The sequence below is a fragment of the Paracoccus subflavus genome (assembly GCF_004310345.1).
GTDB lineage: Bacteria > Pseudomonadota > Alphaproteobacteria > Rhodobacterales > Rhodobacteraceae > Paracoccus > Paracoccus subflavus.
Window position 1 is genome coordinate 1 of the sequence record NZ_SISK01000019.1, and the last position, 9,784, is coordinate 9,784.

A 9,784-nucleotide genomic window follows, 5' to 3' on the forward strand; every position below is an offset into this window, starting at 1 on the left:
CTGGGTGATGGTAGTCTCTGGCATGTGGCATATCCCTTTCTCGGTTGAGAATTGACGGCGTTCTGAACACCGCCATGATATGCCGCCCCCTCAGGGCATCACCAACTTTCGCTCATTACTCTGGACGTTTTGCGCGGGGTCGGTGACCGCGACGATCAATTGACCATGGCAAGGGACTATCTGCGTGCGGCTAACGACCCGGAAGCCCGGCATGGCCTTGAGCGCATCAGCGAACAGTTGAGCGAGGAACGCGAGCGGCAGCGTCAAGAGCGCGGTCATGAGGGAGGCGGCCATGAATAAGCTCCACATCTTGGGCGGGGCGCTGCTGTTTGCTGTCCTTGGAACCGGCTTCGCCTATATTGTCGGCACCGGGTTTCTGTCCTTCTGGCGTGGCTACAACGGCCAGTATCTCGACTGGCTGGCGATCGTGCGGGAATACCCGTCACTGCGTTCGACCGATCCGCGAGCATTTCAGATCCTCAACCTGATCTGGGGCGGCTTTGTTCTTCTGTCGCTAGTGCTGGCGGCCAATGTCCTCACCGAAAAACTGACGACCTTCGGCAAGGCGCATTGGCAAAGCAGGCGTGAATTGAAAAAGAACGGCTTTCTGGGAAAGCCCGGACGCGGATTTGTAGTGGGCAAGACGGGACCAGCCAAGGGCAGGGGGAAGTTTCTTTGCTCAGCGGCGTTTCCTCATTGTTTGCTGGTCGCCCCCACCGGGGCAGGGAAAGGGATCAGCTTCGTTATTCCGAACCTTCTCTTGTTCCAGGGCAGTGCCGTGGTTCTCGACGTGAAAGGTGAAAACTTCGAACTGACCAGCCGCCACCGGCAGTCTATGGGTGACAAGATCTGGCGATTTGCACCCCTCGATTGGGACAATCCCGGCCACCGCTATAATCCTCTGGACCGGATCAACGCGCTGCCGAACCCCGATCAGCGCCAGATGGAAATCCGTATGTTGGCCGAGCTGTTCCTGCAAACGGAGGATGATGGTGCCAAGGGCCTGCTGGACGGCGGCATTGACCTGTTTGTTGCTTGCGGCATCTATGCGATTGAGCGTGGCACTCCGACCTTGGGAGAGATTTACCGGCTGGCTTCGGCTGGGGGCGACAAGCAGAAGCAATACATGAAGTATGCGGATGATGTGAAAAGTCCGGCTGCCCGTTTGCTGTTCGAACGCCTGGCCTCGACCAATGACCGCACTCTGACCTCCTATCTGTCGCTTCTGATGACCTCGGGCCTGTCGCTCTGGTCAAACCCCGCTATCGACCGGGCAACGGAGACCAGCGACTTCAGCTTCCGGGATTTCCGGCGCTTTCCGCAGTCCGCTTATTTCGTGGCGCCGCCGCATGATAAGATCCGTGCCATCGCTCCACTCGTCCGGCTGTTCTTTTCGGATCTGCTGTCGAGCCTTCACGACCATCTTCCCGGTGAAGACGAGCCTTGGCGGGTCATGATCATGCTGGACGAGTTCGACATGCTGGGCCGAATGCCGAGCGTGACCGACAGCATCAAGACGCTGCGGGCTTACGGCGGTCACTTAGCTGTGGTGACGCAGACTATCCCTGCCCTCGACAAGATTTATGGCGAAGATACCCGGCTTTCGTTGCAAGGCGGCGCAGGCGTCAAGATCTATCTCGCCCCGTCCGAGCAGCGCACCAAGGCAGAGTTGGCGGCGGCTGTGGGCAAGACTACCGTGCGGGTCACGTCAAAGTCCCGGACCATCGGAAAGGGACCCCTTAACGGGATCAACGTTTCCGAGCGACATGAAGAACGTGACCTGTTGACCGAGGATGAGGCCGGGCGGCTTAAAGAGGATGAAATGATCATCCTTGCCAATGGGCATCACCCGATCAAAGCGTGGCGGATCAAATACTTTGATGACAAGGTGCTGAAGCCTATCTTCCAAGCACAGAAAGGCCCGCTGCCTGGTCCTGATCCCAAGGATATTGAACTGCGTTCGATGCGTGGCGAACTCATGCTTGCCACCAGCAAGATCACAGAACTGGCTCAGAAAGTAGACGGCGGTGTCACCAAAAGAAGCCGGGTCAAGGGTGCCTTACCACATATTGTGCTTGAGCAAGTGGGAAAGAAATCGTCCGATAATAAATCGGCCAACAATCCTGACAAGACAGCGCCAGTGATCGTTCGGAGGCGCAGCCTTAACCCAAACCTAGCGTCAGGTATCGCAATTTCCACCGATGATGCTGCCGTCAAGGCGATTGTCGTTACAACTGAAAAGGTTCAGACGATCTCGCCGGACGATGATGGACTGTCCCTAGAAGCAAGTTAAAAAACAGGCGGCCTTCGGGCCGCCTGCTTTTTTTGTCGTTAGATCCGCGCGCTTGAACACTATCTTTTTGCCAACGCGCGGGCCTTGTCCTGCATCCGGTTTATGGACTCAGCCACGCCTGTTGACGCTTGGGTGACTGCCGGATGCGCTGCGAACGCTTGGGCATTGCGACCAATCGCGTTCTCACCCCGGTATGTTTGCTGGGCCGCTTGGACGGTGGATTTAGCCGCGGCAGCAGTGTTTTTTAGGCCCCCCATATACGTCCTTGCGTTTTTCCCCGCCATGTAACCAACAGCCGCCAAGCCCATCATCTGCATGTTTCCAGACACGGAACTGACAAGGGAGGGCAGGAGCACCATGCAGATCAGGATCAGGATCATCAGGACGATGAACGGCACGAATGCCCCGATGCTGGCGAAGTTGGAGGTTCCGATGCGTCCAACCAGGTCGGTCCCCATGGAGATCATGATCGAAAAGATCGAGGCGATGAACAGGGGGTAAAGAGACCAACTGACACAGGCCGACACCCACCGCTCGAAGAAGCCCTTTGTCGCCTCAAACAAGGTCAGGGCAATGACAATCGGGGCGAGACCCAGAAGCACGGTGATGACCACCTTCGGGAACAGGATCAGGACGGCAGAGAAGGCCGATATGGTGCCGATCAGCAGGAGGCAGATCCCGGAGACAACGGCGGTCACAAACCAGCCACCCATTTCCGCAGCGATGTTCGTGGCCGCAAGGGTGAACTTGTCCATCATCTCGTCAATGGCAGTGGCAAATCCATCGGTGATCGTCGGCCCGCTCAGGCCGTCTCCGCTTGATGCCAGAATGCCGCCTGCCGTGGCCTCGATGGCTTTCTGGATGCCGCCCGCCACAGCCCAGAACTGGTTCCAGTTCCAGGCGAAGATGCCGATCAGCGCCAGCTTTATCATCAGGGCCAAGGCGTGCCCCCAGGTCATGGGACGCAGTTGCAGCATCATGTTGATGCCGACCAGGGCCACGGCCAGAACCGCCATATAGCCCACGAGGGTTCCAGAGGCTTCCACCAGCCCCAGGAATGTCGATCTGGCGGCATTGGTCAGAAAGGACTCGGCTGAACCCACGATCAGTTGGACAGCGGACATGTCAGCGCCCTCTCCATGCTTTACAAATATCCAGCGACTGTTTCAGGGTGTCGCCTTCCTTCCGGCCAAGCTGGGCCGAAAACTGAAAAATCCCATCCCGATCCTTGCCAGCCGTCAGTTCCTCATACTGCCGTTCGGCTTCATCCCAGGATGGAAACTCAACCTCGCAGGGGCAGGAGTTGGTCTCGATGATCGCCTGTTGACGACTGATATTGTAGAGATGTTGCAGGATCAGGGATCGCCGCGCTTCGGCGGGTGGCAGGTCATCCGCCCATTGCGGCAGCGGAGGCATGACGCAGCCATGCCGCGACCTCTTTTCGCCGGTTTGAGGTTCAGACAGGTCCGGCATCGTGAAGTCCATGAAGTCCCGTTCAGCCTGGGCCGCTTCAGCCATTTTCCCTGACTCTGGGAACGGCGGCGGATCAGCGCGAAGCATGTTGGTCATCACCACCGCCCCGGCGATCATGCCAACGGCTGCCGCCGCTGCACCAAGCAGCATCGAGTTGCGGTCAAACATGGGGGGCTTCTCCTTCGTCGCCGTTGTCGGGGATGTAGAATTCGAGAACGCCGCGGTCACCGCCGGCACGGCCGGTCTGGATCACCACGTCGATGGAACTGCCGATGTAGCGCAGCGTGTCCGTATAGGTGAGCGGCAGGTCCGCCTTCAGCGCCATAATGGCGAGCTTTGCCAAGGCCAGCTTCGGTGTTTCGGCATGGATCGTCGTCATCGAGCCGCCGTGGCCGGTGTTGATGGCCTCGATAAAGGTCATGGCTTCCTTGCCGCGCACCTCGCCCACAACCAGACGGTCAGGCCGCATTCGCAAACAGGACGTGAGCAGAACATCCGGCGAGCGGGTCCGGCTGTCGCGGTCCGCAATCAGCGTCACGACATTGGGCTGCGCAGGCACCAGCTCTGCCGCGTCCTCGATGGTGATCAGCCTCTCGCTGTCGGGAACATAGGAGAGCATCTTGCGGGCAAAGACGGTCTTTCCGCTGTCTGTCGCCCCCGCGATCAGGGCATTCATCTTGTGCGCGACGATGAAGGCCATGGCCGCGTCGATCTGGCCTGAGGCCGCAAGCGCCTTCAACTCGCGCTTCATCTCGGCGCGGGCTCCATCCACCGAATATTCCCGGCCATGGAGGTGTTTGACCGTGATCTGGTCGAGGGGCAGGGTGGAGAAGAAGCGCAGCGAGATCGCCGCGCCCGTCGAGACGGCTGGGGCCGTGACCACCTGGGCGCGGATGGGCCGTCCCTTGTAGATCACGGAGGTGGAGATGATCGGGGCCTCCTTGCCGATGGTCAGCCGCCCGGCACTGGCGATGCGTCGGCCGAGATCGTCTATTTCCATCGCGCTCATGGCTGTGCGGTCCACCGGCTGCATGGCTGCGTCGCCATGCCGGAGGGACCAGATGCGCCCGTCCGGGTTGATGGCGATTTCCACAAGGGCAGGGCTGTCGATGACAGGTCCAATCGCCGCCAGGGCTTCATCGAGATAGCTGCCGTGGCTCAGGTCATCCATGCTCAGAATATCTCCAGGTCGCGGTCCACCATCACCGTGACGCGGGTGCCCTGGGCCACGGTGATCGTCGGCGGGATCGAGATGTATTTTCCAATAGCCGCGTCCGTTGCGCCGCCAAGAGCATCCGACACGCCCGTTGCGGCGTCCGAGCCGCCCGTCGAGATCGTCACGCCTCCGTCGCTGTCTTCATCTTCCAGAAGCGAAGGAATGGCAGAGATCGTAGAAATCAGCGCCGCCGCCCCGAACCGCTTGAAGAAGTGGCTGTTGACCTTGCCGGTCGTGCCCGAGCGGCCAAGAGCGTCACCGCCGAAGGAACTGATCTGCACCGATTGGTTGTCGGGCATGATGATGCGTTCCCACGCGACCAGAAGGCGGTTCTGCCCGATATCCACATCCGCCGAATAGCTGCCGATCAGCTTTGAGCCACGCGGAATGAGGATGCGCGAGCCGTCATAGCTGACCACATCGGTTGTCACCACGCCCCGGATCGGACCTTCAAGGGTCGAGTCGATGGCGGTTTCCAGAACCGCCTGGATCATCGTGCCCTGCGTGACGGTGTTGGCCGGGTTGACGATGATTTCCGCGCGTTGGACCTGCACCGGGCGTCCGGCATTGCGCACAAAGGCGGCATCGTCACTGAGTTTCGCTGCCTGCTGCGCGGCTGCCGCATCACCAAAGCCTGCGGCCTCCGCGATGGCCCCTCCGGGACCATCGCCGCCGCCGATCGCGATCATCGAGGATTGCAGGCGCTGCTGTTCCAGTTGCGCGGCCTCTTCCGCGGCCTGCCGCCGCTGCGCCAAAAGATCATCGTCGCTGCCCGGCACGAAGCCCCCGCCGCCTTGCAGGCGCAGCATGTCCATTTCATTGTTCAGGCCCGCAATCTGCAAATCGCGGTCGCTCAGCATGTTCTGAAGCTCGCGCTCGCGGTTTTCCGCTTGCTGGCGAAGTTCCTCCAACTCGCCCTGCAGGGTGGCAAGGGCCTCGTTCTCGCCGTCCGATGCCGGGCTTTCAGCCTCGGGTGCAGGCTTGGACAAGGCATCGACTTGCGCCTGAAGGCTTCGGATCAACTCGATCACTTCCGAATTGTCGGGGGCCGGAACCGGGTCCGGCACAGTCTCCACCACGACAGCAGGTTCAGGCGCGGGTTCCTCGCGCTGCGGCCGGTCCATGTCCCCAAAGCCGCTGCCTTCCGGCTGGAACTCCTGAGCCTGCCTGACGGGAAGAACCGTCTCGCCTTCCGGTTGGCTATAAACATAGACCGCACCGGCCAGAACGGCTGCGCCGCCGAGAGCCAGGGCCAGCTTGGCCGCACCGGGCTTGGCTGCCCGTCCGGTCCCACCCCTTCCGGCCTCCTGATCGTTCAGGGAGGCGAGCCGCTGACGAAGATCGTTGTTTGCCCCATCGCTCATTTCACCAACCTCACGGCTTTCATCATCCCCACGGTGGACTCGACCTTGCCCAAGCGCAGCACCCAGAAGGGGCTTGTGCCCGTCACCCGCACCACGCCGTCAGGCATGGTCTGCGAGTTGACCGTGACCTCCTGTCCGGCCGTGACCTTGAAGATCGCGGGCAGCTCGCCGTTGCGGCGGAACTTGAAGTAGGTGAAGGCACCATCATCCCAGACCTGCGTGGGCGTCGTGCCGTTCACCACGTTTCCACCATAGTCATGATTGGCAGGCCCACGGGCGATCTGCCGGTTGGCAGGCGTCGTGCCGCCCGAGCCGCGCGGATAGGTGAAGCGGACCACCGAGAACTGCGCGGAGGACGACTCCGAGACCTCGAAGTAATATTGCCGCTTGTTGGTATAGACGTTGATGTTGGTGGCAGCACCGCTGGTCGTGGGCTTCATCACGAAGGCACTGCCGCCCGGCACCGCGTCAAAGTTGAAGCTGACGGTATCGCCCGCAATGACAGAGGTGATCTGTTCATCCGGGCCAAACTCCACGGACGTGACCCGGCCCATCTGCGTCTGGATGCGGTAAACCTGTCCATCGACCCATTGGGCATAGCGGACACGGGCATCGAGATTTCCGGCGCGGGGCGTGACTTCAGCCAGAGCCTCGGAGACACCCATGCTGGCAGCAGCCAGGGCTGCAACAAAACCAAGAGCGCGTTTCATTGGACCTCCAACCGGTCAGACGTGATGGCATATTCGTAGACACTGAAGCCAAAGGGGTTCGTCCAAACCTCATCGAGAGGCCGGGCCTCGGTGGTCTCGTAGCGGAAGGCCAGGGTGGCGCTGAACAGGCCCTCGGTGATGCCCCCATCATCGGCCAGGCGCTTGCGCAGCCGGACCTGGGCGCGATCCTCGGTGATCAGCGTGACCGACAGGATCTCCACATCCATCCGGGCGCGGGGTCCGTATTTCCGTTCGGGATAGTCCGGGTTTTCCGAGGACCAAAGGCTGCGCATCGAGGCCAGGGCTGCGCCGGATGAACGGTCGATGACTGAGCGGACCCGCACATCATTGTCGAGTTGATTGAAGGTCTCGCGGTCGCGCACATAGGAATGGACAAGCGACTGAACGACCGCATCCCGGTGATCGAGGGATATGGCTTGCAGGTTCGCGGTCGGCAGCGCCATGCCGCTCGACGGATCAAACGGCACGAGGACCGGGGCAGGGGTTTCGTGACTGGCCGCGACCACGGCTGCCATGAGGCAACCGAGGGCGCCAAAGCCCCAACCGGCAATCCCGAACTTCTGCCAGAACGCGCCACGGCGGCGTTCGCCATAGATCAGTTCTTCCTCCGTTTCGCTGACCATCTTCGGAGCGACGGATGCGGCTTTCGCCTTTTTGTTTTTCTTGAGATCGAACATCGGGCCTTACCTCAGGTCCGGGATTTGGAAGTCGAGCATTTCCTGTTCCTGCGCCCAGGCACTCGCCTGCGACACATCCGACATGCCCATCCCATAGCTCTGCATGGCGAGAAGCTGGTTGTTCAGGATCAGCTCCTTCACCGCCTCGCCCATCATTCGGGTGTTGAGATCGATCGCCTCCTTGATGCCGGTCTGTTCCGGGATCTCGGCCACAAGCGTATCGAGGCGCTGAAGGCTGACAAAGGTTTCGCGCTGCGCGGTATCGGCGGTCGCCGCCACCAAGGCCCCTGTCGTGGCCTGTGTCGCCGCCCGCTTTTCCGCCACGCTGCCGCTCTTGCCCATGGTCTCGACGCGGGCAGGATCGAGGCCCGCCTCCCTCATGGTCGATTTTGCATTGGTCTGGATCGCCGTGCGATAGCCCGAGGATACCCCCGACCAATCACCCGTGCTTGCCGATCCAGCGGCTTGCAGGATGCTGGTCATCTTTGGGTCAAGAACCGTGTCGAGGCCGCCGCCCATGAGAAGGCCCTGAATATCGGCCTTGCCGGTCAGGACGGCATAGATGCCCTCCAGCTCCGCCGTCTGCCTTTGCAGTTCGGCCAGTTGATCGACAAGGTGATCCAGCATGTCGGACTGGATGCCGAAGTCTTCGAGCATCCGCTTGATCTGCGTGATCTGCTGGGTGATCGACTGCGTGTCGATGGTCGGCACGCCCTGGGCAAAACCGGATGACGTGACAGCCAGCGTCGAGGTCACGCACAAACCTGCACCGAGAAATAAACTGGTGATGGTGTTTCGCATCACAACCTCCCTTGGAAATCCATAAATCTGCGTTCCTGGGCAAAGGCTGCCGCCGCAGCCACCGCCTCGGCCGAAAGCGGCTTGGAACGGGTCGCGATCAGCCGGGTCCGAATGACCAGAAGCCGGGCAAATTCCGCCCGCACAAAGCTGTTCAGAGCCATCGCCTCGGCCGCGTTTTCCGTCTGATCGAGCCGCGACATGGCCTCTTCGAGCCGGGCCATTGCCAAGCCCATGTCCTGCCCGGCCTCGTCGGCATATTGCGCGACGGCACCGCCGATCATCGCCTTTTCGGCATTCGCCAGATAGGAGGCCTCGATGGAGCCTATCTGGTCTGCCGCCCCGAGCTTTGCCATGTATTCGAGGTATTTGGCGGGGATGACTTGGACGTATTTCCGGGTTTCCGCGAAGGGCGGCACGCCGCCATGCTTGCGGACATTGCCCGCCCCCGCGTTGTAGGCCGCGAGTGCCAGGATCATGTCGCCGTCAAAGGCATTGAGTTGCTGCGCCAGATAGCGCGCGCCGCCCTCTGCCTGAATGTAGGGGTCGGAGCGATAGGTGGACCGGATGCCCAGGTCGCCGGCGGTGTCGGGCATGATCTGGGTTAGGCCATAAGCCCCGACCGGCGACTCTGCATGAGGGTTGAAGCGGCTTTCCTGCCAGATCATCGCCTGCACCCAACACCGCCACTGGATCAGCGACAGGCCCGCTTTCTGAAGATGATGCGTGTCCCTGGCCGCGCGGATGATGATCTGCTCGACGTTTTCCCGACCCTCGCCAAAAAGCTGCTCAGCCGCCGCGCTGTTGTCCGTGGCATAGACCGCCTGCTTTCCATCCCCGGCCGCTTCAAGGTCCGCGATCATGGCAGCGGCCCCTGCGCCGCCACCCGGCAGGATCATTCCGCCCGACACATCGCCCAGGGTCTCAACCTGCTGGCGATCTGCCTCAAGCCTCTTGCGCGCTTCCTCCGCCTTCTGCCGTTGCAGCGCCAGGTCAGCTTCCATCTGCGCGGTAATCTCGGCTTCCTTGGCATTCTTGACCGGATCAAAGACCGGAACACCCTGCGCCAGCGACGTGCTGGACAGCATCAGCGCCACCAGCGGCACCGCTGGGTCGTGTCTCGGAAGTGGTAGAAATTGGATGGCGGCGTAATCTCCGGGTGAACTGACACCCACCCAGCCGGCGGCTGCAACCGCCAGGGAGATCACGCCATGAAGCAGAATACCGACAGC

At 61.1% G+C, this 9,784-nt stretch carries 10 protein-coding genes; 1 reads left to right on the top strand and 9 read right to left on the bottom strand.

Annotated elements, in window-relative coordinates:
* Positions 1-90: 90 nt before the first annotated feature.
* Entirely contained in the window at positions 91-294 is a 204-nt protein-coding gene (locus EYE42_RS15685) for a hypothetical protein (RefSeq protein WP_130992256.1), read from the bottom strand.
* Here EYE42_RS15685 and EYE42_RS15690 point away from each other — a divergent pair.
* On the top strand, positions 293-2,293 hold the full coding sequence (locus EYE42_RS15690) for a type IV secretory system conjugative DNA transfer family protein (protein WP_130992257.1): 2,001 nt from the start codon (positions 293-295) through the stop codon (positions 2,291-2,293). The genes EYE42_RS15685 and EYE42_RS15690 overlap by 2 nt on opposite strands.
* Positions 2,294-2,352: 59 nt before the next feature.
* Here EYE42_RS15690 and EYE42_RS15695 read toward each other — a convergent pair whose 3' ends face one another.
* The 8 genes from EYE42_RS15695 to EYE42_RS15730 form a co-directional block, all read right to left on the bottom strand.
* Entirely contained in the window at positions 2,353-3,417 is a 1,065-nt protein-coding gene (locus EYE42_RS15695; RefSeq protein WP_130992258.1) for a TrbL/VirB6 family protein, read from the bottom strand.
* Between the two features lies 1 nt (position 3,418).
* The gene (locus EYE42_RS15700; protein ID WP_130992259.1) at positions 3,419-3,934 is read right to left on the bottom strand and encodes a hypothetical protein; all 516 of its coding nucleotides are present in this window, start codon (positions 3,932-3,934) and stop codon (positions 3,419-3,421) included.
* Positions 3,927-4,937, bottom strand: coding sequence for an ATPase, T2SS/T4P/T4SS family (locus tag EYE42_RS15705; protein ID WP_130992260.1), 1,011 nt, complete (start codon positions 4,935-4,937; stop codon positions 3,927-3,929). The genes EYE42_RS15700 and EYE42_RS15705 overlap by 8 nt, the downstream gene beginning before the upstream one ends.
* A 2-nt stretch (positions 4,938-4,939) precedes the next feature.
* Complete coding sequence (locus EYE42_RS15710; protein WP_130992261.1) at positions 4,940-6,346, bottom strand: TraB/TrbI/VirB10 family type IV secretion system protein; 1,407 nt, start codon at positions 6,344-6,346, stop codon at positions 4,940-4,942.
* Positions 6,343-7,056, bottom strand: coding sequence for a TrbG/VirB9 family P-type conjugative transfer protein (locus tag EYE42_RS15715; RefSeq protein ID WP_130992262.1), 714 nt, complete (start codon positions 7,054-7,056; stop codon positions 6,343-6,345). The genes EYE42_RS15710 and EYE42_RS15715 overlap by 4 nt, the downstream gene beginning before the upstream one ends.
* On the bottom strand, positions 7,053-7,700 hold the full coding sequence (locus EYE42_RS15720) for a VirB8 family type IV secretion system protein (RefSeq protein WP_130992265.1): 648 nt from the start codon (positions 7,698-7,700) through the stop codon (positions 7,053-7,055). Before EYE42_RS15720 ends, EYE42_RS15715 begins: the two co-directional genes overlap by 4 nt.
* A 60-nt stretch (positions 7,701-7,760) precedes the next feature.
* On the bottom strand, positions 7,761-8,555 hold the full coding sequence (locus tag EYE42_RS15725; RefSeq protein ID WP_130992263.1) for a type IV secretion system protein: 795 nt from the start codon (positions 8,553-8,555) through the stop codon (positions 7,761-7,763).
* A partial coding sequence (locus EYE42_RS15730) for a lytic transglycosylase domain-containing protein (RefSeq protein WP_342772720.1) occupies positions 8,555-9,784 on the bottom strand: 1,230 nt, incomplete at its 5' end. The genes EYE42_RS15730 and EYE42_RS15725, both read right to left, overlap by 1 nt.

Coding starts and splice junctions, on each gene's coding strand:
- EYE42_RS15690 (WP_130992257.1), top strand. CDS start 293: ATGAATAAGCTCCACATCTTGGGCGGGGCGCTGCTGTTTGCTGTCCTT.
- EYE42_RS15685 (WP_130992256.1), bottom strand. CDS start 294: ATGGCCGCCTCCCTCATGACCGCGCTCTTGACGCTGCCGCTCGCGTTC.
- EYE42_RS15695 (WP_130992258.1), bottom strand. CDS start 3,417: ATGTCCGCTGTCCAACTGATCGTGGGTTCAGCCGAGTCCTTTCTGACC.
- EYE42_RS15700 (WP_130992259.1), bottom strand. CDS start 3,934: ATGTTTGACCGCAACTCGATGCTGCTTGGTGCAGCGGCGGCAGCCGTT.
- EYE42_RS15705 (WP_130992260.1), bottom strand. CDS start 4,937: ATGGATGACCTGAGCCACGGCAGCTATCTCGATGAAGCCCTGGCGGCG.
- EYE42_RS15710 (WP_130992261.1), bottom strand. CDS start 6,346: ATGAGCGATGGGGCAAACAACGATCTTCGTCAGCGGCTCGCCTCCCTG.
- EYE42_RS15715 (WP_130992262.1), bottom strand. CDS start 7,056: ATGAAACGCGCTCTTGGTTTTGTTGCAGCCCTGGCTGCTGCCAGCATG.
- EYE42_RS15720 (WP_130992265.1), bottom strand. CDS start 7,700: ATGGTCAGCGAAACGGAGGAAGAACTGATCTATGGCGAACGCCGCCGT.
- EYE42_RS15725 (WP_130992263.1), bottom strand. CDS start 8,555: ATGCGAAACACCATCACCAGTTTATTTCTCGGTGCAGGTTTGTGCGTG.